Below are 23580 nucleotides of genomic sequence, written 5' to 3' on the forward strand. Positions count from 1 at the left end.
CTTAAAGTTTTTCAGTGGATGCATTTTCTGCTGCATCTGTATTTTTAGTCTCTGTTAAACCGGCTATTTTTACTGCCATGCCTTTTTGAGGGTATTCCGGTAAGGTGGTAACGAGCTTATCGTTGGCTTGTAAGCCATCGCTAATATAAAAATATTCGCCTTCTTCACGAATCACTTTTACTTTACGCGGCTCTAACTGTTGCTCATCATTAACTATCCACACGGTTTGGTTATTTACTAACTCTTGCGGTAAACGATAAATATTATTGAGCATAGTGCCGGCAAAGTTTACTTGTACATAAGTGCCAAATTTAATTGCAGGCTGCTGATTAGTCAGTCCATAAGGATCTTCAATTCTTACCACTAAACTGCTCATGCGAGTCGCGTTATCAACAATCCCTAAATCGCGGTCTATTACTGCTTGGCGAGTAAACCCATTGAATCCTGTTTTAATAACGGTTGCCGTTACCCCTTTAACGCGCTCAGGTAAAAACACACTGTCAAAACCTGCGATCGGAATAATCACTTCAGCGGTTTCAATATTATTCAGCTCGGCAACTTGAGCGCCCATACTAACAAACTGGCCAACCCCCACATTCCGACTAACCACTAATGCATCGTAAGGTGCGGTGATTTCACAATTGTCTAAATCGCGTTGGGCTCTTTTTAATGCTGCTTGCGCCGACTTAACTGATGCTTGCGCACTCAGCACTTGTGGTTTGCGTAAAAATAAATCTGTACGTGCTTTATTTGGGAAACGTTTTGCTTCGTCTTCTGCGACTTTGGCTTGCGCTTGCTCTTCAATTAACATCGCTTGAGCGCGGGCAAGTTCAGCTTCAGCTTGCAATACCGCAGCCTCGTAGTTATCTTTTTCAATAGTAAATAAGGTTTCGCCGCGACCCACAACACCACCCGCCACAAAGCTTGGATGCCAGCTGACGACTTCACCTGACACTTGCGCTGAAAGTTGGGTATTTTCTAGTGGCTGCACTTCACCATAACTATTAATGATAACTTGATGATCGTTAGCGGAAACGGCTTCAACTTGCACCGTTGGTCGAGTGTCTATGACTTCTTTTTTATCTGACTCTTTTGCAATCGCATTAATTGCAACAAAACCAGCAACACCTAATGCCAGTGCTACAAATGGAAAAGCCCATCTAAGTACATTACCTTGCATCTGTTTATTTCTCCCAAATTACTATTAGCACTATGATACCAAAGCTTAATGAAACATTAACGTGACATTTGTAAGCAACTGTTACAAAAAGGTATAAATAAGGTCTTCTTCAGCAAATAAAAGGTAAGTCAAAAGCACTGTTAAGCCGCTTTATAAATGTATTGTTACAATCTTTTACCATTATAAATCATAAAGCTAATCACTTTAGGTTAGTATTTATTAATCATACTGTGCGAAAAAGCATGACACACCGTACAGTAAAATTACATTAACAACTAAAAAAGACTAAACGATGAAATTAACCACACTTACCTTGGCGCTGAGTATAGCGCTTAGTGGCAGCTATGCTGTTGCAGCAGAAAAAAAAGAAGAAAAGAAACCACAAACATTAACTGAAATGATTAAAGGGCAAATCGAATTTGCGGGTATTTTTAATCTTTACCAAGATGAAAAAACCGGCGATCACTTAATGGTGATAAACGAATCACAGCTCGATACGCCCTTTGTGTACTTTGCGCATACCATTGATGGTGTAACTGATGCGGGTCATTTTCGTGGGTCGTATCGTGAAACAAAGCTGATTGAATTTAGAAAATACTTTGATCGTATTGATATTATTAGTAAAACCCCTCGCTACTTATTTAACGAAAATAGCGCACTTGCCAAAGCCAGTGAAGCTAACATCAGCGAAGCCGTGCTTGCAAGTATAAAAATAGAAAAACAAGAAGAAGGTAAAATAGCCTTTAATGTAAATAAGCTTTTTTTAAGTGAAGCGCTACATAAAGTATCTCCTACGCCTAACCCAAACGATAGAAATGCTAAAAAGCGTTTTAAAGTAGGTAAATTAGACGATAAAAAATCACGCATCATCAAACAGCGCCCATACCCTAACAACCTAGATGTGGTTGTTGATTATGTTTTTACCAATAGCAGCCCAACCGTTCGAGGTTCAGGTGCGATAAGCGACCCCCGAAGTGTGTCGGTAAAAGTACAACATTCATTTGTGGCTTTACCAGAAAACAATTACCAACCTCGCTTTGATGATGCACGTATTGGTTATTTCACCAATCAGTTTGATAAAATGACGTCAACCGACTGGGCGCCATACCAAGATGTCATTAAGCGCTGGGATTTACAAAAGAAAGATCCAAACGCTGCACTTTCAGAACCAGTAAAACCGATTACCTGGTGGATAGAAAACACCACACCGGTTGAATGGCGTGACACCGTGCGTGATGCCGTACTTGCTTGGAACACCTCATTTGAAAAAGCAGGCTTTAAAAATGCACTTGAAGTGAAAATACAACCTGACGATGCCGATTGGGATGCCGGCGATATTAACTATAACGTACTACGCTGGACTTCATCACCCAAACCACCGTTTGGTGGGTATGGGCCAGCATTAGCGAACCCGTTAACCGGTGAAATTTTAGGCTCAGACATTATGCTTGAGTTTGTATTTATGAAAAACCGCTGGATATACGACACACTGTATACTCAAGGCACGATGAGCCATACACAGCCAACCAACTATTCAGAACTCAATTGCTCTTTAGGTCATGAATTACAGCAAAGCCTAATAATGGCCAAGGGCTTAGCAAATGGCGCTGATATTGAAGATACCCAAATGTTACGCCAAGGCTTAACTCAGCTGGTTTTACATGAAGTAGGGCATACTCTAGGTCTTAATCACAACATGAAGTCTTCTATTTTGTGGGATGAGAAAGAAGTTCACGACAAAAGTAAAACCCAAGGCATAGTTACCGGCTCGGTAATGGACTATGCGCCAGCAAATATAGCGCCAACGGGTGTGACTCAAGGCGATATTTTCCAAACTAAACCAGGTCCATACGATGATTGGGCAATAAATTACGGCTACAGCGCAGCGCTTAAAGATGAAGCTGCAGAGCAAGCTCGCCTTGATAAAATACTCGCTCGCTCAAGCGAACATGCGCTTTCCTTTGGTAACGATGCCGACGACATGCGTGCCCCTGGCCGCCATATAGACCCTCGCGTGATGATAGGTGACTTGTCGTCTAACCCTGCAGCTTACGGGGCAGATAGAATGGCACTGATCAATACGCTCTTTGCAGAACTTAAAGACAAAGCTACAGTAAAAGGTGAGTCTTACCAACAGCTTGTTACTTCAGCTAACAGCCTATTTGGCCAGTATCGTGCACAAGCAGGCGTGGTATCTCGTCAAATTGGTGGCGTGTATGTAGAGCGTGCCGTCGTGGGCGATGAAAATGCAGCAAAGCCTTTTACACCGGTACCACTTGAGCGTCAAACCCAAGCAATGGCTATTTTAGCTGAGTATGTGTTTGCTCCAAATGTACTGCAAAGCATGCAGCCATTGTATAACTTTATGCAGCAGCAGCGTCGTGGGTTTAATCATTACGGTAAAAACGAAGACCCTAAACCGCATAAAATGATTTTAGGTATGCAAAAGAGTGTACTAGCGCAACTACTACATCCTGCTGTGTTACTGCGTATTTCAGATACTGCTTTATATGGTAATGAATACAGCCTTACGCAATTTATGGAGGATTTAACTGCAAGTATCTTTGTTGATAGTAAAACCGCTAATTCAATCAGTCATAATTTACAGATTGAATATGTTAATCAGCTAATTGCGATTGCAGGCCTAGAAAAAGCAAGTAAATACGATAACTTAGCGAAAACAGCCGCGCTATATCAGCTAACTCAAATAGCCGATAAAAAGGTTGCATGGGGCGCTGATACCGCAACCAAAGCACATAAAAAATATATCGACCGCTTAATTAGCAAAGCGCTAGAAGCATAAATAACACTGAGTAAACCAAGGCCACGTCATACGTGGCCTTTTTTACACTAACTCAAAGGTAAATAGTGCCTTTAAGGTACCTTACGGCATGACCCGTTAATGTCACTGTTGTATTGCCCACTTCACAGTGTAGCTTCCCACCTCGTTGTGAGGCTTGATAAGCACTGAGAGAATTTTTTCCAAACTGCCCTGCCCAATAAGGGGCAAGCCCAGTATGAATTGAGCCGGTTACAAAGTCTTCATCACCCCCACTGGCAGGCCAAAAATAACGAGAAATAAAGTCGTACTCAACACTCGGTGCTGTTGCAACCACATCTAATGGGGCTAATTTTTTTAGTTGTTCATTGGTTGTTTTCAGATCTACAACCTGCTGCTCATTATCATAAATAGCAAAATAAGCTTGGCGGTTTTTCAGCACTTTAACAGGTTGTATAGACAGGCCAGCTAATAGAGCATCAGGGATGAGCTGAACCTCTTCAGGGGCTTGTTTAGGAAAGGTCATAGCAAAGCTGCCATCGTTATTTTTATTAACAATCAGTTTGCCCACCGCCTCTGCGCTAAAGCACACCTGCGATATACTATGTTGCTCACAAAGCACATAGGCCGCCGCTAAAGTAGCATGGCCGCAAAAATCAATCTCCATTAATGGCGAAAACCAACGTATCGCAAAGCTTCCATCTGCCGACTGACAAGTAAAAGCGGTTTCAGACACATTGTTTTCCGAAGCTATATTCAGCATAAGATCATCACTAAGCCAAGACTCCAATGGGATCACGGCAGCATAATTACCTTTAAACAGTTCACTGCTGAACGCATCGATTTGATGGATAGTTAATTTCATAGTGGGCACTTTTTATTTATTGGTCACTCAAAGTGCCACAAATGAAATTAACGGTCACTATAATTTTATGCCAACACAGGACGTACGCGATAATACTGCATACACGCAAATTGCAGCGCATTAGTAAGCAATATCATAATAAACATTAATATATGCGAAGTACTTTGCACTGGCATGGCTAGCTCTGCAAACAAACCACAGATACCTGCTATAAATTGCAAACTAAAATAGCGCGCACTCAGGTTACTAATATTCCCTGTTCGCAGTGTTTTATAGGTTTGTGGCATAACCCGAACCGAACTCATAATTAAGCCCACATAAGTTAAGCCGTTTAGCACAGAGGCAGTATCTAGGTTAGGGTTTAACAGCAACAAAAAAGGTAATAACGAAAAGCTAAGCATGCCAAGTAACTGCAGCTTCTGACGTTTAGCGGCATTATAACGGGCAAAAAAGTATAAAATTAAACCACTCAACAATCCTGTCGCAAAAAACGGCAAGGCAATATAAAAGCGAGCAAAATAAAGATTGTAGCTAATAAAGTACACACTTTGCGCTAAACCAAATGTCATCATTAGCAGTGATACACCCGATACACTGCGGTTTTTAATAATTTTATTAAGTAACGGTAAAAAACTAAAAACCAAAATAAACACTGACAAAATAGGCAAATAATACGCCAAAGCAAACCTCGCTCGTTACATTGTTGTTAATAAAAAGGAAGAAATAAAACATTTTTTAAACATCTGTTTTTAAAGGCTTTATTTGTGTGCGCGCATTGTAGGGCTGGCTAGCTTTTATACAAGCTTCATGCTTACTTTAGTTTTTAGTGATGGCAACTTGAGTATACAAAAACCGTTACTAAAACTTCACAGCACGCCACTTCAACTAATTGCAATACAAATGATAACTGTTACCATGCGCATACGTGTAATTTAACATACAAGCTAAAATAATGAGAAAAACACTGTTTAAAATTCATAGTTGGTTGGCGCTAATTGCCATTATTCCTTTAATTGTTATTAGCATTACTGGCAGTGTTTTAGTGTTTAAAAGTGAAATAGACGGCTTACTGATGCCTGACAAACACTTTGTGGTACAGCAGCAAGCTGCTCGCTTACCTATGGACTCATTAATAGATAAAGCCGAAGCAGCCTTTCCTGAGTATGTAGTAGGAAGCTGGGAGCTTTTTAATAACACCACCGCCGACCGGCTTTATTTGGTTAAGCGTGGCACTGACGATTGGTATAAGTTGCATTTAGACCAATACACAGGAGAAGTTTTATCAGAACCCGTAAGCACAACTCATTATTTTACCGACTGGTTTTTAGAGCTCCATTACACCTTTTTACTTAACGACTTAAAAAGTTTACCAGGGCAAACAGGCACCGTATTAGGGTTCTTTTTTGCTTTATTTTTATTAACTTTAGGTATTACTGGCTTAATTATTTACCGCAAATTTTGGCAGCGACTATTTAGCGTACGCTGGCGCGCAACGTTACAAATAGTACTCAGTGACATTCATAAGATGACCGGTGTTTTAGGCTCACCTATCCTTATCGTTTTAGCGATTACAGGTGGTTATTTTAATGGTGCAGTGTGGTATCACGAAGTAATAGAACACGCAGAAGAAGAGCACCACACTATTACAAATAAATTATATAGTGACGACATCTCTTTTGAGCGGATTCTTAATGATAGCAAGCTGCAAATACCCACTTTTAATACAACTTTTTTAGTTTTTCCACGAGAGTCCGATGAAAATATCACTCTTTATGGCGAAGTAAATACCAGTAACCCACTAACCAGTGAATACGCCAATACCATAACCTATAATAAGCAAACAGGTGAACACATCGCTAACTGGGATATTCGAGAGGCTGGTGCTGGTTGGCAAGTAATAGACAGTTTTAGAAAACTACACTTTGGTTATTTTGCTGGGCTTATCAGTAAAATACTATGGTGTATTGTTGGCCTTAGCCCTGTATGGCTCGCTGGTACAGGCTTTTATTTATGGCTCAAACGCCGTAAACGTAAAAAGCAATCACACAAAAATCGCTTAACTCAACGACGAAGCGCGAATGCTTGATAAAACAATCACTCCCTTGTAAAGTGAAACCAACGAGGGAGTGAGTTAATGAATATGTTCAAGGTAATAATAAGTTTAACTTTTTTATTTGTTGTGGGGTGCAGCAGCAAAATCAATACGCAAACTCAGCGCGTACAATTAAGTTCATTAATTAATCACACATTATTTGTACAACAAACCACACCTTCTGAAAAGGTTATATTTGAACTTCCCGAGGCAGAAAAAGCACGCTTTTTAGCCTTCGTAACAAAACAACAAACAGCTAATATTCGTAGTGACCGTATTATTTATAACTACCTTGAAAATCAGCTCTCTAATTTTAAGTATCAAGGCGATACGCTTACATCATCTCAATCTCTCAACCTTGCACAAGGTAACTGTATCAGCCTTGCTGTTCTTACCCAAAGTTATGCACAAACATTAGGGCTTAAAACCAGCTTTCAAGAAATGACTAGCGAGCCAGTTTACGCACAGGAAGATAACTTGGTTTATGTAGCAAACCATTTTAGAACTAAAGTTTATGCCCCAGAAGAGGAACTGCCTGAAAAAGAAGAAAATGTGATCACTTTTTTTCGCCCAGGAACCTTAATAGACTACTTCCCAACCAGAGGTAGTGTGTATTCTGATAGTGCTAATTATAATGATTTAATCTCTAAATTTTATAGTAACTTAGCTGCTGACGCGCTTTTAGATAAGCAGCTTGATCAAGCGTACTCTCTTATTTTACAAGCAAATAAATACACCCCTTATGATCCTGAGCTATTTAATATGGCTGGAATTTTACATCGACGAGCTGGCGATTTAAAAAGTGCACAGCTTATTTACCAAACTGCTTTAGATAATAAGCTGATAAATATAAATTTACTTAGTAATTATCAAGTTTTAGCCAAACAAATTGGTGATCAGCAACTTGTTGAACAATTAGCAAGCCGACTTGCTGAAGTAGAAAAAGATCCTTATGAACTTTTAGTTATTGCAAAAAATGACCTAGAAACAGGACGAATTAATACCGCTACAGAGCATATTGAACAAGCCATAACAAAAGCGCCGTATATTGCAGAACTTTATTTAGAGCTTGCTAAAATTCGCTATCAACAAGGAAAAAATCACCAAACACAAAAATTACTTGAGAAAGCGATAGAGCTCGAAAAAGACAAGCAAAAGTTAAATGTGTATCAAGCTAAGTTACTGTCCTTAAAAGCGAGTAAGTAACTTAGCTAAATAGGCTTTTACAATGAATAGTAAAAGCTTAACCACGCGCGCATTTCATCTTCAAAGCTGTCACCTTCTACTCGCGACAACCCCATATCAAAGGTTAAGTCATTAACGCCCGCAGGCCCCATACCAAAGCTAAAGTCACCTTGGTATTTTAAGCCGTAACTTTGTGCATAAACGTTGCTATCTAATTGATGTTGTTTGTAATAAAGCCAAGGCATCCCCTCTTTAAAGCTAACGCCACCACCATACCCTTGGTAGCGCTCAGTGGTTGCACTATAAAAAGGCAGTTCAGCAGCAAGCACAAATTCACTACTTTGCTGCTGATTAATTAAATTAGAACTAAAGCCGCCTAATGTCAGGCTACTGTCATCTCTTTGCTTTTGCTCAAAGTTAACAAAAAGTGGTATATCAAACGCTTTACCAAATATTTTTGCTGCCAAGTCATAACCTTGCCAATGACTACTGTGATTCTGCCCATCATAAATGCTGGCATAAATACTCTGCCCAATAGCAAATGCTTGGCGGTCATGTTGCCAGCTTTGAGCAATACTCAACCGTGTCCAATTTTTATGGCTATTTTTATAATCTGTATAGTTATAGGCCAATTCTGGGGTTAAATGTAACTGGCCAAATTTCAATGGGTGGCTTACTGCAGCATAACCACCTCGGGCTTCAATATCAGCGTTTAAGCTAGGTTGATATTGATGTGATGTATCCAAATTATAATCAAATAGCGCAAGCTTAAACTTTGTATTTAACGCATTGTATTTTGCTTGTATAAAGCCGCCATGTAATGCATCGTCATGCAAATCAATGTTATAACCCGCTTGTAAATCAAGTTGTTTTAATAGGTCGCTACTTTTTATACCTACACTTAGCAAACTGGTTGACGCTGAATAATACTGAGATCCCAAGGCAAACGTCGCTTGCTGATCAAGTACTGCGTAATCGCTTTGTTCTGCTATCTCATCGGTATATATTTTTGCCGGTGGCAGAGTATGCTTATTTACCATCAACAATGGAGCTTCACTGTTTACAGCGAAATAAGTCACGGCTGTGCGGTTTTTTGTTGTTAGCGTTTTTACATCAGGGCCATCGGCATTAATAGAGAAATAAAGTAGTGAGCCATCTTCAGCCTCAATCGGGTATGCGAGCGCTTCTTGCCCGTTAGTTAAGCGGGTGAGGGTGTTATTTTTTATATGATAATTATAAATATCAGTTTTATTATTTAGGCCAGCAACAAAATAGATAGATTCCCCATCTTGACTGAAACTCGGCTGACTTAAATACTGATACCCGTTAGGCATTGGGATTGACCGCCTGGCATCACCGTTTAAGTCTTGTATATACAACTGCCAATTTTCGTTTAATGATGCTGATAAGTAAGCTAATTTTGTTTCATCGGGGTTCAGAGTCGGGTAATCATAACTTGTTTTTAAGCTCTTAGTAAAAAATGGCGTGATTGCTTGTGTATTAAGATCGACTTTAACTAATTCAGAATAACCAGCTCTTATTTGCTCACCGTAAAGTGTTTCACCATCACGGGTAACACTAAAACGGCGAATACCGGCCAGCTCTGTAAGTTGCTCTATGTTGCCAGTGTCGGTGTTGTAGCTAAAAATGTCAGACACTTTGTTATAAGTTCCCGATTCTTCAATACTGTAGGCATTAAAATAAAGTGTGTTGTTATTTACCCATTGCGGGTTAGCAATACCTGCGCGATTAATTTGATTTAGTACTTGTTTTTGTTCGCGCTTAAACACGATTGGTGGGGTATCAGGAACATCTTGCTTATCGTTCTCTAGGAGCTCCTTTTGCACCTTAGTAAACTTATCTCGTGCTTTGATGTTGTCTTCTGTACTGTAAATTATTAGTTTTGTTTTACTTTTTTCATCACGTTCAACTATCGCAATTTTGCTGCCATCATTTGAAAGGGCAGGATTGCTAGCGTATAAATCTAGCTTTAACCAAAGCTTGCTATTAAGTGATGACTCGGTTTGCTCTTGTTGCATTGCTTTATAAGTGTATTCAGCAATAAATCGACGATATAGCTTGGCAGCGCTTTGCCCAAATACACCAGAAAATGCGGCTTCAAAATCTCGTGATTTCACTGCTCGCATACGAACCCATACATTATCGAGTAGCTGCTCTGAGTAATTTTGCTCTAGCCAATATAAAAAACGACTTCCCATTAAATATGCCATAGAGCCCGCCATAAAGCCCTCATCGCTATTTAGTTGCCCATAGGTGGGAAGCGCTCCCTGCTGAGCAAACTCTCTAAGTATTGCCTCAGCATAGTTATCAAATAAGCGCCCTCGACCTGTCATTTTTGATTCGATTAAAGTGGCGTACCCTTCGGCTACCCAGCGCGGTGTATCACCATAGGTTAAATCGTATATATCCCATACACCGCGAATCTTTTGCTGCCAGTCGTTACGGGTTGGCTGCGCTAAATGGACTAAATGAATGTATTCGTGCAGCACCAACAATTGCTGCCAACCCGATGAATTTGATATCACGGTATCCGACTGCGGTGGCGTAGTAAAAAGCGCCATAACAGGATTATTAGAGGTTGGTAAGGCAAAGCCATTCGCTGCATTTAGAGGGTCAAACACCACCACATCGACGATTTTATCAAGCGCCCGATTTTGTTGCTCAAGCACTTTAGTGCGAACAATTTCCAGCTCCACAGCAGTCGATTTAGCAAAATCAGTATGCTCACTACTAAAGTGCACATTAAAATGCTCGGTATGAATAGTTTGCCAATCAGCAGCAAAGCTAGGTGCAGCCAATAATAAGGCTGATGCAATGAGTGACTTTTTCACAATAATCCCTTAAATAGTACATTTGATAATGTTTAGAGTATTATCAAATGGAAAAAACGGGCAGTAAAAAAGTGTAATAAAGCATGTGCAAATGTGTATTTACACCCGTTTTATTATTTAATCTGAGTTTTGAACAAAGGAAGTTACATCCAACTGCGAGGGTCTGACTCAGCCTGCATAAGTGTAAAATCTATAATAAAGTCAGCATCTTGCTGTTTTAAATATGGGACGTACGCACCGCCTGCAGCAAGTTGTATATACAGGCTTTTTAAGCCAGAACGACGCATAAAAAAGGTGCTCACACTGCGAGCGCTTTGTGCCTTGTACAGCTCAAATACCCGGTAATGCACGCCAATCATACCTTTGCGTACCACCAAATAAAAACGCCCATCTTGTTGATGAAGGTAATACCCATAACGTTTATAAGATAAAAACACTAACGCGGCTAGTACCAAGAATAATGCTAATGCAATTAATATATTAAGTTGCATAAAGCTAATAAAAAAACCAGAAGCAACGCTCGGTAGCAAAGCATAAAACACCGTGTTTTTATATAACAACGCCCTTTCTACCGCATTGAATGCCAGCTTTTTACTGTCAAACCACGGATAAATCCACTGACACACATTATCAACTTGCTCCTGCGTGAGCACAGGCAGCACTAAGGTTTGTTTATTCTTTTTCGCCATGCTTACAGCACCGCCGCTACTGGCTTGCAAACACTCCACAGTAAAGCGTTTTAATAGCCTAGCAACTAGGTTTTGCTTAATAACGATTGACTGTACTTTGTCTAAACTAATTGATAGTTGATGACGCTCTAACAGCCCTGCAATACGTTTGAATTTATTATTTTTGAAGTAAAGCTGATAGTTATAAAAACGAATGAGCGACATAGTCACCGATAAAAACACCGCAATAAATACCAACATAATAATTAAAGTAATAACCGCTAACACAGCTGCATTAGCCATCATACCGAGCTCTTGCTGATAATAACTCTCTATTTTTGTTATAAATTGCTGCTCTAAAAAGTCGATGGCCACATTCATAAAAGGGGCAATTGCCGCAAGTGCCAAAATAGCCATATTCGACATTAAACCAAACTTAGCTATTTCTTTATTGGTGATAACTAAACTATTTTCGCTCTGCTCTTCAATATGAGATTGCGCTGTATCAGCCACTTCAGCTGATGGTTGCTGCTGCGCTTTATAGTCAAACACTCGTTTACGCATTTGTTGCGCGTAATCTTTAGTTACCCCTGGCAAAACAGCTTCTTGAGCCACACTGCCTGCCGCATCAAAAATACAATTAACTAACCCTATGGGGGTGAAGTAAAATGGCTCCGCTATATTTACGTTTTGCACTCGAGAAAATTTTAAGGTAAGTCGCTCTTTTTTAAATACGCCTTTATTAAGTAAAATTTCATGCTCGTCAGTAATACAAAAACGAAAACTACGGTAATACAAAAAACAATAGGCAAGCAATGAGGTCAAAGCAACCGCGAGCCCAACTTGCCCCCAAAATAGTTTATTTTCTACTTGGGTAACAAATACCACCAACACGGGCAGTAAATTAAATAAGCCGTCTTTTATGAAGCGCACACTAAAATGCATCACAAAATAAGCCAGCGCCCAAGGCGACACTTTTTGCCAATTAAGTGAAGGTGACGTTATTTGCGCAGCATCAACACTCACTGGCAGCTACCTCGCTTGCGGTTTCATCGTGGCGATAGCTTTGTACAAACTGACGAATATTTTTGCATTTTTCGTGGGTCAGGCCGCTAATTTGTAAATCGGCACTCATACCGCCGGCGCTATAAAGTCTTAAACTGGCTAAACCAAGCTTTCGCTCTATGGGCCCACGGTGTATTTCAATATGCTGCACACGCGCTAACGGTAAAATTGTCACCTGCTGCCAAATAATGCCTTTTTTAAAAGCAATATCGTGGGTACGCAACGCGCTGCCCTGTAATTTTATGCTGAACACGCTATATAACATACACAGTAAAATTAATAGCGGAACAGCAACCAATAAGTAACCTTGCGCCATAGCAGCAAAGTCTGTATTAAAATAGCAAACAGCCGCTAGTACTAAGCAAAAAGGAATGAAAAATAACAACCAATTCAATTGTGCATGCAACAATGCTTTGTCCGCAAGCGGCTCAAACACTATGCTTTTATGTTGCGGTAGGTCGGTTATTTGTTGATTAGTAAACACACTTTGCTCCATTACACGTATGGTAGGCTTAGCCAAGCCACTTAATTGTTGTTACTAGGGTATGACTTTGTTTTGGCTCAAGCGTAACCGCATCTTCAAGTACATTCGCAGCCTCTAGGCATAACATGCTTTTATAATCATCATCGGCAAAATTTGATAGCCTCTTTGATTTTTCAATCCATGGATTCCATAACACGCACGAGCGCGAGTTTTCTCTGCTAACGCTGATCATCCCTTGAGGAGTTTCAATGGTTTGCACAGCCGCGGCTTGGGTATAAACCATATCGGTTTCACGGGTAAAACCAACCACATCACTTTGCTGATAAGGCCCTTGGCCAAATTCTATGTATTGCGCTCCTTGCAGCCCTGTTACGCGAGTATTATTAATATCATCAGTTGGAAAGTAAGTATGCAGCGCCTGTGTATAACTAAATGGAGTGTTACCTAAATTACAGGTGGTTAAACGCACCTCTAACTGCTCAGATAAAATAAACTCAACCCTTAAAGAAGATTGATGAGGCCAAAAGGTAGAATCTATCTGCTTCATTGGTAATTTAAGACTAACAGTAATCTCGTTCTCGGTTTCATGCACTTCATCGGCTTGCCATACGTGCGTGCGCGCAAAACCATGTGCTGGAAAGTCTTTATTTTCATGTTGACCAAACCAAGGCCAGCAAATAGGAATACCGCCACGAATGCCCTTCCCTTCGCTAAAGGTTTCATCCCCAGACACCCACAATAGTGGCAATTTACCTTTGGGTGTAAACTCAGTTATTTGCCCACCTTGTAAAAATATCTTCGCCTTACATTGGCGACTATTAATACTAATAAATTCCAAACCGCTATGTGTACGCTCAATACATACTGAGGGTGATAATTGCATTTTATTTCCTTTAACACTGAGACTAATTTTTTAGTACTTAACCTGAGTTCAGGTTACTGTACACAAACAATAATGCATGCTTAAAGCATAAGCTACATAGAATAGTTATTTAAATTGAGTTAGTTACTATATTGTTATGCCACATCAACGGCTCAATTACGACTAAAGTTTTAAACCTGTGGCTTGCGTATCGCTTTTAACTTACGTAAGGTGCGCAGCCTTAGCAAACAGAGTGTTATTAACTTTTAATAAAATAAAGATAATAAATACCATTTTAATTACTGCTCAAATTAATAAAAACCATTAAAAACTAATAATAGCGGCGTTAAATGATATATATCATTTGAATTCAATTTATTTGATGTGTAACATTTCGTGATTACGGCAACTGATTCGCCTTTCATGAGACAAACAAATGCAAAAATATGACGAGTTACTAGTTTCTTTACGCAAGGTGATCCGTGCGATTGACTTACATTCAAAACAACTTAATAAAACAGCGGGTTTAACTGGACCACAACTGCTTATTATGCAAGAAGTGTCTCAAACTGATGGTATTACCGCCAGTCGTATTGCGCAAAACGTCAATTTAAGTCCGGCAACGGTCACAAATATTCTTGACCGAATAGAAAGCAAGAATTTGGTAACACGCGTTCGTAGTCAAATGGACAAACGCCGGGTCAGCTTATACCTTACTGAACAAGGTAAAGAATTACTCGAAAAAGCGCCTCAGCCCTTGCAAGAACACTTTATCGAAAAATTTTCAGCGCTTGCTGAGTGGGAACAGAGCCTACTGCTTTCATCAATGCAACGTATTGCCGCAATGATGGATGCAGATAAGCTAGATGCCTCTCCTCTTTTAGAAGTAGGCGCACTGTTTCAAACTTCTAAAGAATAAAACGCAGTATAAAAACAATAAACTAAATTAGTCTGCCATTTTCTCCTTTTTCCACACTAAGAGGCGCATCGTTGCGCCTTTAATTTTTTAATCACAATCAAAACGGCTATTATGACTAAACTCTCAAAACTAACACTCGCATTAATTTTAAGTGGTGTTGCTAGCAATTCTTATGCATCAAACCTTCAACCTCTCCAAAGCCAATTAACGCAGTTAAAGCAACAAGTAGATAAACTTGAAAGCAAACTCGCTGAAAAAAAGTCTCAACAAGTAGAACAAGTTAGTAAACAGTTGCAAGCTACTTCTACAGACACTGCACAGCAAGAAAAGCAATCATCTGGAATAAAGGTAGGAGGTGCTATTCGCGCTAACTACGGTATAAACTCTTACGATGAAGACAATGAAGATCGCGGTGGTGACTTTGATTTTGATATTTTCCGGTTAAATGTCTCTGGCGAAATTAATGATATTTCAGTCAATGGTGAAATACGCTTTTACGATTATATGACTGTCGTAAAGTACGCTTACTTAGGGTACGAATTTATTGATGGCTGGGAAGCTCAGGCAGGCATAACAGCCGTGCCGTTTGGTAACGGTCCTTATAATTCCCACAGCTACTTTTTTAGCACTAACTACTATGTTGGCCTAGAAGATGATTTTGATTTAGGTGTGGTTGCTAAGCGCAAACTTAAAGACAACTGGACACTTGATTTAGGCTTTTTCAAAAATGATGAACTGGGTGGAGTTGATGGCTCAGCATCAGACAAAAATCATCGTTACTCTTATGATATTGTTGGTAGTCGTCCTGCAGATGAAGGCATCTATGCTGAACCAGCAAAGCAGCTTGGTGAATACAACACCTTTGCTGGTCGCGCTACTTATCAGCTTGAGCATAGTAAAAATATCACCACTGACATCGGGGTATCGTTACTCAGTGGCGGACTTCACGACGGTGAAGACCGCGCTGGTAATTACAGTGCTTGGGCTGTTCACTTAAACAGCAACATTAATAACTGGAATATTCAATTGCAACACGGTGAATATGACTACGACTTAGACGATGGTAATAACCGCTTTGCGGTGGGTGCTTTTGACTATTATGACAGTGTATCGAGCCAAGCCACAATGACCAACTTTAATATTGCCTATGACTACGCACTAGAATGGGGCCCAGTTACCAACCTGCAGTTTTATAACGACTATGGGATCATCTACAACAAGTCAGATAATAGCGCCAATACTTGGATGAATGTAACCGGTATGAGCATTACTGCTGGCGGATTCTTTAGTTATGTTGATTTCGTACAAGCCCGCAATCAACCCTTTATTGGCGGTACCATTATTGGTGATGGCGATACCGAGCGCCGTTTTAATATTAATTTAGGCTATTACTTTTAATAGGTAGTGCAATCAGGAAATTCTTTTCCTTTGCTAACCCTAAATGGCTTAGTTAATAACATGCAACTAAGCCATTTTCTCTTCATTTTACCTTTTAATTAGCTTACCCTTTTACCGTTTAATTAATTAAAAAAGAGCTAAAGTGAGCATAAAAAACGTTTTTATTTATTATAAAAATTTCGGCTTTAAATTGCTGGGGCTACTGTGTGTATTACTCGGCATTATTGGTGTTGCCCTACCTGTTATGCCAACCACGCCGTTTTTAATTTTAGCCTTAGCCTGTTTTGCTCGCTCATCCGCGGCGCTTGAGTCTTGGCTATTAAACCACCCTCGCTTTGGCACAACATTACAACATTGGCGCGCCCATCAAGTGGTTCCTGTAAAGGCAAAGTATGCTGCAGGTATAGGTATGCTAATAGGCTTTATATTTTTATTATACAACAGCCCTCCAGCTTGGATTATTGCCCTAGTGGCGGTTGTTGAAGTGCTGGTTATGGCTTACTTAATTTCTAAGCCCTCAGCTCCTCCTAAAAAATAAAGTGTAAAGTTTGGTAAATAAATTTGTAACAGCTAATGCAAATCATTATCATCCGTATAAATTAAATAACCCAGCTCCTTTTATGCCCTTTGTTAATAAACGCACTTTATATAGTATAAGTCGTACCCTACATATCTATATTTCCACCGCTTTGTTTTTTTTACTTATTCTATTTTGTGTAAGCGGTATAGTGCTAAACCATGTTGACTGGTTAAAAAACGATAAAAACAATGGCCAAATTACGGTCCAAATCCCCCAAGATCTGCTTACTCAAGCAAATACACAATTAAATAGCCTGCCTGCTATTTATCCCCAAATAGAAGCTTATTTAGCCAAACACTATGGGCTTAATAAAGTGAAAAGCATTGAATGGGAAAAGCAAGATTCACTGGTTATGCTCGACTACCCATTACCAGCAGGCTATGCCTATGCAGAGTTTGATTTTATCAGTGGCGAAATGTTGCTCGATTATCAAACCGGTGGTTTTTTAAGTGTTATCAGTGATTTGCACAAAGGTCGTCACTCAGGAGAAGTATGGAGCTGGGTTATTGATATATCAGCGGTGCTGATGATTCTATTTGCCATCACCGGCATGATTATTTTATTTCAAAACAGAAAAAAACGCTTAGCAGGAATATGGATAACCGTATTAGGAATCGCAACACCATTGGTTATTTATTTATGCTGGGTTCCACAAATTAAAGGAGTGTTTTAATGTTCAAGTTTAAATCTTTAATTAGCACCGTATTGCTGTTAATTGCCGTGTGTTTTCACACTTCGGTGGCAGCGCAATCACCCCAATTAGAAATCGAATTAACTTTACCTGAGTTAGATGTGCAGCCCTATCATCGACCTTATGTTGCTGTTTGGCTCGAAACACCAGAGCGTAAACATGTCACAACTTTAGCGCTTTGGGTACAAAAAGCGGAATGGTTTAAAGACCTACGCCAATGGTGGCGTAAAGCAGGTAAAAGTGATGCAAACTTCGATGGGGTTAGTAGCGCAACCAAACGCGCAGGCACTTATACCATTAATTGGGACGGAAACGATCTTAATGGCAAATCAGTTATCGCAGGAAAATACCTGTTAAATGTTGAAGTTGTTCGTGAAGAAGGCGGGCGTGATTACAGCCGTATTGAGCTTGATTTAACCCAATCAGGAAAAATAACCATTGATGGCAAAAACGAATTTTCAACCAGCTTTGTCACTGTATCCGCTAGGTAGTCCCTACTTATCATTCAAATTTAAAGGAAAAATAATGAACGTTAATTTATTAAAAACAGCACTCATTGGCGCACTGAGTTTATCAGCGCTGGTATCAACAGCTGCAAGTGCACATGGCCGCTGGTTACTACCTTCGCATACCTCGCTATCAGGGGATAAAGCCCATTATGTAATGATTGATGCGAGTATTTCTAACGAAATTTTTGCACCTGATAAAGCATTTCGTCCAAGCACAAAAGGCGCTGAATACGACGATACTCTGCTTATGGCACTTGCCCCAAATGGCGAGCAAGTTACCGATACCATTCGTGCCTATTACCTACAACGCAAAAGCTCTGCTGCAGTAAAACTTCAGCAACAAGGCACCTATCATATTGCGATGACGCAAAAACCTATGTACATGACATTCTACAAAAATACAGCAGGTGAGCGAAACCGTGTATTCGCCAAAAAAGCAGATGCCAATCTACCTAAAGACGCCAGCGACATCACTACAATTAAAACCATCTCTACTGTTGATACCTTTGTTAGTCATAATGGTACCTCTAAACCGGCACTATTAGGTCAAGGCTTAGAGCTTAGCGGCCCAACGCATCCAAACGATCTATTTGTTGGTGAGCAAGCACGCTTTCAACTACTAAGCGATGGAAAGCCGGTTGGCGAAGGGATTGAAATAAGTATTTTAAAAGGTGATACACGTTACCGTAACGAACGTGGTGAAATAAAAGTAACGACCGACAAAAACGGCATGTTTAGCACAACGTGGAAAGAGCCAGGCCTATACCTAATCGAAACCTCTCAAAAAGTGACAGTAAACGAAAAAGGTGTAGACGCCAGCCGCTATGTATTATTTACCACCCTTGAAATAGCACCTGAATAACTTTTTAATTCCCTACAGGCCACATTAATCGTTTGGCCTGTAGCTTCTTTATAATTAAACCCCTTTAGCAAAGCTTTAAACCAAGTTAGTCATTTTCGCTGCCTAAATAAGCATAATCCTATATTTTAGCCTCCTTGTCTGTTCCTATTTCAATCTATTATTCCGATCACTTATTTTTATGAAAATAGTTGAATAACTTAGTCAATTTAGATCTTTGCGATGCATTAGCCGCTTATATATGATGCGCCCTTTTCAAAATCTTCAAGGCACGCTCAATGACTTTTCAGCATTTATTAGCTAATAAAAAATTAGCACTTAGCTTGGCTATTACCACCGCACTTAGCGCCTCTTTTTCAGCTGCTAATGCGGCTGAGCAAACTAACCAAGTCGAAGAAAATATCGAAGTAATTTCAGTAACAGGCACGCGCCGCAGTTTGCGTAGTATTGCGCAAAGTACTGTGCCTGTAGATATTATTAGCAGTGACAATATGGCAAGTACGGGGCAACTTGAAATTAGCCAAGTGCTCGCTAACCAAGTCCCGAGCTTTAACTACCCAAGTGCCACACTCTCTGATGGCACCGATCATGCTCGCCCAGCGGTTTTAAGAGGCCTTGCACCCGATCACACCTTAGTCCTTATTAACGGTAAGCGTCGCCACTCTGGTGCGTTATTAAACTTAGGGGGCACGGTTGGTCGCGGCTCTACCGCGGTTGATTTAAACATGATCCCAACCTCTGCAATTAAGCGTGTTGAAGTACTGCGCGATGGGGCTGCAGCACAATATGGCTCTGACGCCATTGCGGGAGTAATCAATATTGTTTTAAAAGATGCCACCGAAGGCGGCAGTGTTAGCGTAACTTATGGCCAATACGACAGCCAAATGGCCGGTGTACCGCAACTAAATAGCACTTATGCGGATGATAACGGCAACCTTGCATTTAATTTAGGCGACGATCGTCACGTTAACGACGGTAGTACCCGCACAATTAGCGCAAACTCAGGTTTTTCATTAACAGACAATGGTTTTGTAAATGTATCAATTGAATACCGTGATAACGACTCAACTCAACGCTCTGGTTTTGATCCACGCGAACAATACAACCGCCTAGATGATGGCAGCCTAGACCCACGCGAATTTACAATTGATCGCTACAATCACCGTTTTGGTAAAGCAGCGTTGGAAGACTACGCTTTGTTTTACAATATGGGATACGATTTAGAGAATGGCTTTAATGTTTATTCGTTTGGTAGCTATTCAGAGCGTGAAGGTAACTCGGGCGGATTTTACCGTCGTGCAAAAGACAGCCGCAATGTTTTAGAGCTATACCCTAATGGCTTTTTGCCACAAATTGCTACCAACGTAAAAGATTACTCGCTGGCACTTGGTTTACAAGGCGATAGTGGCGACTGGACTTGGGATGTAAGTACCAACTACGGACGAAATGACTTTGGTTTAGGGGTTGTAAATAGCCTCAATACTTCGTTAGGTACTAACAGCCAAACTGAGTTTGATAACGGCGCCATGGTTTACGATCAGTTTTTAGTTAACTTTGATGCCAATACCAGCGTTGATTTTGGTCTACCCGATGATGTGTTTTTCACTATTGGTGCTGAATACCGCCGTGAAAGCTATAAAATAGAGCAAGGCGAGGAAGCCTCTTATATTACTGCGCTTGATAACAACGGCAACCCAATTGCTGCTGGCGGTGCGCAAGTGCTTCCTGGGTTTGGGCCGCAAAGCGCAACCAATGAAAGTCGTCATAATGTTGCTGTATTTGCTGAATTTGATACTTACTTAACTGATAAATGGAATATTGTTTTAGCCAGTCGCTATGAAGATTACAGCGATTTTGGTAACACATTTACTTCAAAATTAGCCACGCGTTACAGTATTAACGACAACCTATCGTTACGTGGTGCGGCAAGTACTGGATTTCGTGCGCCGTCACTTGCACAAAGCTCGTACCGTCAAATATCGACTATTCTCGAAAATAACCAGCCTTTTGAAGTTGGTCTATTCCCAAGCTCTGCACCTGCAGCCCAAGCGTTAGGTGCAAAACAGCTCGATGCAGAAGACTCAGTTAACGTTACCGCTGGATTTGTTTATACCCAAGGTGGCTTTAGCTTAACAGTTGATGCGTACCGCATTGATATTGATGACCGGATTGTGCTCTCTGAAAACTTAAGCGGTAACGCTGTGCAGCAAATTCTAGCGAATGCTGGCGAGCTAAATACCGAAAGTGTTCGTTACTTTACCAACGCCATCAATTCGCGCACGCAAGGTGTTGATATTGTGGCAACGTACACACTTGATTTAAATACATTGGGTGATGTGCGCTTAAATGCGGCGGCAAACATTAACGATACCGAAGTGACTCATGTAGATGCAAACCCGAGCGAGCTAAATTCTTTAGGCGATGACTACGTGGTATTTGCCCGTCGTGAAGTAGGCCGTTTTGAGCAAGGCACACCCGATAACAAACTAAACCTATCGGCTGTTTGGAGCTTTAACCAATGGCAAACAACCTTGCGTGCAACTCGCTATGGGGAAGTGGCAGATATTTCAACCACCAGCGAGGGTGATGAATATTTAGATGCTAAATGGATTGCTGATTTAGAAGTCGCTTATCGTCCTAACGAAGCGTGGAAATTTGCAGTGGGTGCAAATAACTTGTTCGATCAGTACCCTCAAGCAACGGTAGATAATATTGGCTACTCTAACTTTGGCCAAATATTTCCGTACACGCCTTACACACCCTACAGTTTAGATGGGCGCTTTTTATACGGTAACATTACTTACAATTTTTAAGTAAAACGCCCATTAACAATAGAGTAATTACAAAAGGATGCAGTGTGCATCCTTTTTATTAACATTTAGTATTTTTAACCATATTTTAGCATTTTAACTTTTTAACTACTGCTGCCACCTCATATAAAACAACAACTTACATTTCGGCCTCAATTTTGCTCTATACTTTGTATATTAACTAAAATAATCAATATCAAAGGACTAAACATGAGCGCATCAACTCTATTCAACTTCACTAAGCCCGTTTCACTAATTAGCGGCATTTTATTACTCAGCGGTTGTGTATTTCACATATCGCCCAGTGTCGCATCAGTTAAACAAACCCAGCAGCTTTCACTACCAAGCAATAACCTTGAGCACCTAACGATATTAAGTGGTGCCGGTTCGCTCGATATTCAGGGCTCTAATACTGCAACCAATATTAGCGTTGATGCCATCATCTACACCGCCGACATTGACGATGAATACGAACTCACCCTTGAGAAAAGCGGTACACAAGCAAAACTTGTTGCACAAAATACAAGTAATAATGGGATTAGCTTTTACAGCGGGCAATCACCAAGTATCAATTTAGTTGTTACCGTACCTAACACCCTAAATTTAGATATTAACGACGGCTCAGGCGATATTGTTATTAACGAGATGCAAAGCAATATTGATGTAAAAGATGGTTCTGGCAGCTTATCTATCAATGGTGCTAAAAGCCTAAATATTGATGATGGCTCGGGCAGTATTTACGTAAAAAATGTGGTCGGCGACTTAGTATTAAATGACGGCTCAGGCAGCATTGATATTGATAATGTCAGTGGTAATGTCGCTATTGAAGATGGCTCGGGCGAAATGCAAGTGACTAACGTAACAGGCGTATTAAATGTTGAAGATGGCTCGGGCGGCATAACTATTAAACATATTAAAGGCGCAGTCACCGTAGACGATAACTCAGGAGATATGTTGATTGAACATATTGGCTCAAGCGTGACGATTGAAGATGGCTCTGGCGATATTCGCGTTAATTACGCTAAAGGGCTAACAATTACAGAAGCAGGCTCTGGCGATGTTAGTATCGATAATATCTCTGGTTCAGTAAAGCTAGACTAATAATCTAATCTTACTTTTAAATCATATAAAACGGTCAATTAATTGACCGTTTTTGGTTTTGTATAATCAATGGTGTGGTCACAACTGCCATCGTTTTCACAATCATTTATTCCATCGCCATCGCTATCCCAGCTTGGGTGCATAGTTTTTACAGGCACGGCTACACCTGCATGTCTAATGATGGTTAACTTATAATCACTTGTTTCACCACGTCTCGCTGCATTACGCATTAAATAAACTCGCACAATATAATCTCCATCTGTGCTGAGTTGATATTTAGCTTCATGCCCTTCTATTGAGCCAATAAATACGGCTTCATTACTGTCTAAGGGCAAAATATTAAAGTAGTTACTTAAATTTGAAGGAGTCAGAGTCACATTCAGGATATCACCTGCTTTTGCACTAACTAAATAGTCATTAAATTCATCACCAGTAATTTGCTGTTCAAGCTCAGCTCGCTGTGGTTCAAACTCAACCTTGTACTGTTGAGCTTGCACCGTTTGTGTAAATACCGCAGCAAACACAGTGGTCAGCATAATTTTTAAAAGCAGCTTAATACTCATTTTAGTTCCTATAAAAAACATATTATTAAATTTAATGGTACACAATAAAGTAATACCAATTCGCTTAATTAAGTGAGCTATTTTGAGGGAAGGCAATCGTGTCGATAGCAAGGTAAAA

General features: G+C 40.2%; 19 protein-coding genes. 11 read left to right on the forward strand and 8 right to left on the reverse strand.

The features are described from left to right. Nucleotide 1: 1 nt before the first annotated feature. Nucleotides 2-1180, reverse strand: a complete 1179-nt coding sequence (locus AAGD16_RS15020; protein WP_028834707.1) for an efflux RND transporter periplasmic adaptor subunit — start codon at nucleotides 1178-1180, stop codon at nucleotides 2-4. A gap of 292 nt (nucleotides 1181-1472) precedes the next feature. On the opposite strand from AAGD16_RS15020, the gene AAGD16_RS15025 reads away from it, so the two are divergent. Then, nucleotides 1473-3983, forward strand: coding sequence for a zinc-dependent metalloprotease (locus AAGD16_RS15025; protein WP_013466228.1), 2511 nt, complete (start codon nucleotides 1473-1475; stop codon nucleotides 3981-3983). A 52-nt stretch (nucleotides 3984-4035) separates the two neighbouring features. Here AAGD16_RS15025 and AAGD16_RS15030 read toward each other — a convergent pair whose 3' ends face one another. Together AAGD16_RS15030 and AAGD16_RS15035 are read right to left on the reverse strand one after the other, a co-directional pair. Continuing rightward, entirely contained in the window at nucleotides 4036-4824 is a 789-nt protein-coding gene (locus tag AAGD16_RS15030; protein ID WP_013466229.1) for a PhzF family phenazine biosynthesis protein, read from the reverse strand. Between the two features lie 65 nt (nucleotides 4825-4889). Then, nucleotides 4890-5504, reverse strand: coding sequence for a PQ-loop domain-containing transporter (locus AAGD16_RS15035; RefSeq protein ID WP_016899022.1), 615 nt, complete (start codon nucleotides 5502-5504; stop codon nucleotides 4890-4892). A 272-nt stretch (nucleotides 5505-5776) separates the two neighbouring features. On the opposite strand from AAGD16_RS15035, the gene AAGD16_RS15040 reads away from it, so the two are divergent. Next, nucleotides 5777-6910, forward strand: coding sequence for a PepSY-associated TM helix domain-containing protein (locus AAGD16_RS15040; RefSeq protein ID WP_377112754.1), 1134 nt, complete (start codon nucleotides 5777-5779; stop codon nucleotides 6908-6910). A 48-nt stretch (nucleotides 6911-6958) separates the two neighbouring features. After that, the gene (locus tag AAGD16_RS15045; RefSeq protein ID WP_377112757.1) at nucleotides 6959-8122 is read left to right on the forward strand and encodes a tetratricopeptide repeat protein; all 1164 of its coding nucleotides are present in this window, start codon (nucleotides 6959-6961) and stop codon (nucleotides 8120-8122) included. 17 nt (nucleotides 8123-8139) lie between these two features. Here the strand turns inward: AAGD16_RS15045 and AAGD16_RS15050 are convergent, their stop codons facing one another. The 4 genes from AAGD16_RS15050 to AAGD16_RS15065 form a co-directional block, all read right to left on the reverse strand. Then, complete coding sequence (locus AAGD16_RS15050) at nucleotides 8140-10953, reverse strand: TolB family protein (RefSeq protein ID WP_377112760.1); 2814 nt, start codon at nucleotides 10951-10953, stop codon at nucleotides 8140-8142. Nucleotides 10954-11096: 143 nt separating this feature from the next. Next, a complete protein-coding gene (locus AAGD16_RS15055; protein ID WP_377112763.1) occupies nucleotides 11097-12647 on the reverse strand; it encodes a PH domain-containing protein in 1551 nt (516 codons plus the stop codon). Beyond that, on the reverse strand, nucleotides 12637-13182 hold the full coding sequence (locus AAGD16_RS15060; RefSeq protein WP_036950028.1) for a PH domain-containing protein: 546 nt from the start codon (nucleotides 13180-13182) through the stop codon (nucleotides 12637-12639). Before AAGD16_RS15060 ends, AAGD16_RS15055 begins: the two co-directional genes overlap by 11 nt. A gap of 16 nt (nucleotides 13183-13198) precedes the next feature. Further along, nucleotides 13199-14053 carry a D-hexose-6-phosphate mutarotase gene (locus tag AAGD16_RS15065; protein WP_008466787.1) on the reverse strand — a complete coding sequence of 285 codons (855 nt, stop codon included), beginning with the start codon at nucleotides 14051-14053 and terminating at the stop codon, nucleotides 13199-13201. A gap of 415 nt (nucleotides 14054-14468) precedes the next feature. On the opposite strand from AAGD16_RS15065, the gene AAGD16_RS15070 reads away from it, so the two are divergent. The 8 genes from AAGD16_RS15070 to AAGD16_RS15105 all read left to right on the forward strand — a co-directional run bounded on the left by AAGD16_RS15070 (nucleotide 14469) and on the right by AAGD16_RS15105 (nucleotide 22899). Then, nucleotides 14469-14951 (forward strand): MarR family winged helix-turn-helix transcriptional regulator, encoded by a 483-nt coding sequence (locus AAGD16_RS15070; protein WP_016899014.1) that lies wholly within the window; start codon nucleotides 14469-14471, stop codon nucleotides 14949-14951. Between the two features lie 111 nt (nucleotides 14952-15062). Further along, entirely contained in the window at nucleotides 15063-16349 is a 1287-nt protein-coding gene (locus tag AAGD16_RS15075) for a porin (protein ID WP_036957014.1), read from the forward strand. 142 nt (nucleotides 16350-16491) lie between these two features. After that, nucleotides 16492-16887: a YbaN family protein gene (locus AAGD16_RS15080; RefSeq protein WP_033103568.1), complete on the forward strand. Its 396-nt coding sequence runs from the start codon at nucleotides 16492-16494 to the stop codon at nucleotides 16885-16887. 82 nt (nucleotides 16888-16969) lie between these two features. Continuing rightward, a complete protein-coding gene (locus AAGD16_RS15085; protein ID WP_377114838.1) occupies nucleotides 16970-17602 on the forward strand; it encodes a PepSY-associated TM helix domain-containing protein in 633 nt (210 codons plus the stop codon). Next, complete coding sequence (locus AAGD16_RS15090) at nucleotides 17602-18111, forward strand: DUF2271 domain-containing protein (RefSeq protein ID WP_016899010.1); 510 nt, start codon at nucleotides 17602-17604, stop codon at nucleotides 18109-18111. The genes AAGD16_RS15085 and AAGD16_RS15090 overlap by 1 nt, the downstream gene beginning before the upstream one ends. 34 nt (nucleotides 18112-18145) lie before the next feature. Continuing rightward, the gene (locus AAGD16_RS15095) at nucleotides 18146-18991 is read left to right on the forward strand and encodes a DUF4198 domain-containing protein (protein WP_368485162.1); all 846 of its coding nucleotides are present in this window, start codon (nucleotides 18146-18148) and stop codon (nucleotides 18989-18991) included. A gap of 275 nt (nucleotides 18992-19266) precedes the next feature. Beyond that, nucleotides 19267-21801, forward strand: coding sequence for a TonB-dependent receptor plug domain-containing protein (locus AAGD16_RS15100; protein WP_377112770.1), 2535 nt, complete (start codon nucleotides 19267-19269; stop codon nucleotides 21799-21801). A gap of 207 nt (nucleotides 21802-22008) precedes the next feature. Beyond that, nucleotides 22009-22899, forward strand: a complete 891-nt coding sequence (locus tag AAGD16_RS15105; protein WP_016899007.1) for a hypothetical protein — start codon at nucleotides 22009-22011, stop codon at nucleotides 22897-22899. A 38-nt stretch (nucleotides 22900-22937) separates the two neighbouring features. Here the strand turns inward: AAGD16_RS15105 and AAGD16_RS15110 are convergent, their stop codons facing one another. Then, nucleotides 22938-23462: a hypothetical protein gene (locus tag AAGD16_RS15110; RefSeq protein WP_377112773.1), complete on the reverse strand. Its 525-nt coding sequence runs from the start codon at nucleotides 23460-23462 to the stop codon at nucleotides 22938-22940. Nucleotides 23463-23580 lie beyond the last annotated feature (118 nt).

Source organism: Pseudoalteromonas sp. M58, assembly GCF_042604605.1.
Lineage (GTDB): Bacteria > Pseudomonadota > Gammaproteobacteria > Enterobacterales > Alteromonadaceae > Pseudoalteromonas > Pseudoalteromonas tetraodonis.

Bases quoted from the DNA above. Each gene is read 5' to 3' on its own strand.
- AAGD16_RS15105 (WP_016899007.1), top strand. From the start codon at position 22,009: ATGAGCGCATCAACTCTATTCAACTTCACTAAGCCCGTTTCACTAATT.
- AAGD16_RS15070 (WP_016899014.1), top strand. From the start codon at position 14,469: ATGCAAAAATATGACGAGTTACTAGTTTCTTTACGCAAGGTGATCCGT.
- AAGD16_RS15030 (WP_013466229.1), bottom strand. From the start codon at position 4,824: ATGAAATTAACTATCCATCAAATCGATGCGTTCAGCAGTGAACTGTTT.
- AAGD16_RS15085 (WP_377114838.1), top strand. From the start codon at position 16,970: ATGCCCTTTGTTAATAAACGCACTTTATATAGTATAAGTCGTACCCTA.
- AAGD16_RS15065 (WP_008466787.1), bottom strand. From the start codon at position 14,053: ATGCAATTATCACCCTCAGTATGTATTGAGCGTACACATAGCGGTTTG.
- AAGD16_RS15090 (WP_016899010.1), top strand. From the start codon at position 17,602: ATGTTCAAGTTTAAATCTTTAATTAGCACCGTATTGCTGTTAATTGCC.
- AAGD16_RS15045 (WP_377112757.1), top strand. From the start codon at position 6,959: ATGAATATGTTCAAGGTAATAATAAGTTTAACTTTTTTATTTGTTGTG.
- AAGD16_RS15025 (WP_013466228.1), top strand. From the start codon at position 1,473: ATGAAATTAACCACACTTACCTTGGCGCTGAGTATAGCGCTTAGTGGC.
- AAGD16_RS15075 (WP_036957014.1), top strand. From the start codon at position 15,063: ATGACTAAACTCTCAAAACTAACACTCGCATTAATTTTAAGTGGTGTT.
- AAGD16_RS15040 (WP_377112754.1), top strand. From the start codon at position 5,777: ATGAGAAAAACACTGTTTAAAATTCATAGTTGGTTGGCGCTAATTGCC.
- AAGD16_RS15100 (WP_377112770.1), top strand. From the start codon at position 19,267: ATGACTTTTCAGCATTTATTAGCTAATAAAAAATTAGCACTTAGCTTG.
- AAGD16_RS15095 (WP_368485162.1), top strand. From the start codon at position 18,146: ATGAACGTTAATTTATTAAAAACAGCACTCATTGGCGCACTGAGTTTA.
- AAGD16_RS15060 (WP_036950028.1), bottom strand. From the start codon at position 13,182: ATGGAGCAAAGTGTGTTTACTAATCAACAAATAACCGACCTACCGCAA.
- AAGD16_RS15020 (WP_028834707.1), bottom strand. From the start codon at position 1,180: ATGCAAGGTAATGTACTTAGATGGGCTTTTCCATTTGTAGCACTGGCA.
- AAGD16_RS15110 (WP_377112773.1), bottom strand. From the start codon at position 23,462: ATGAGTATTAAGCTGCTTTTAAAAATTATGCTGACCACTGTGTTTGCT.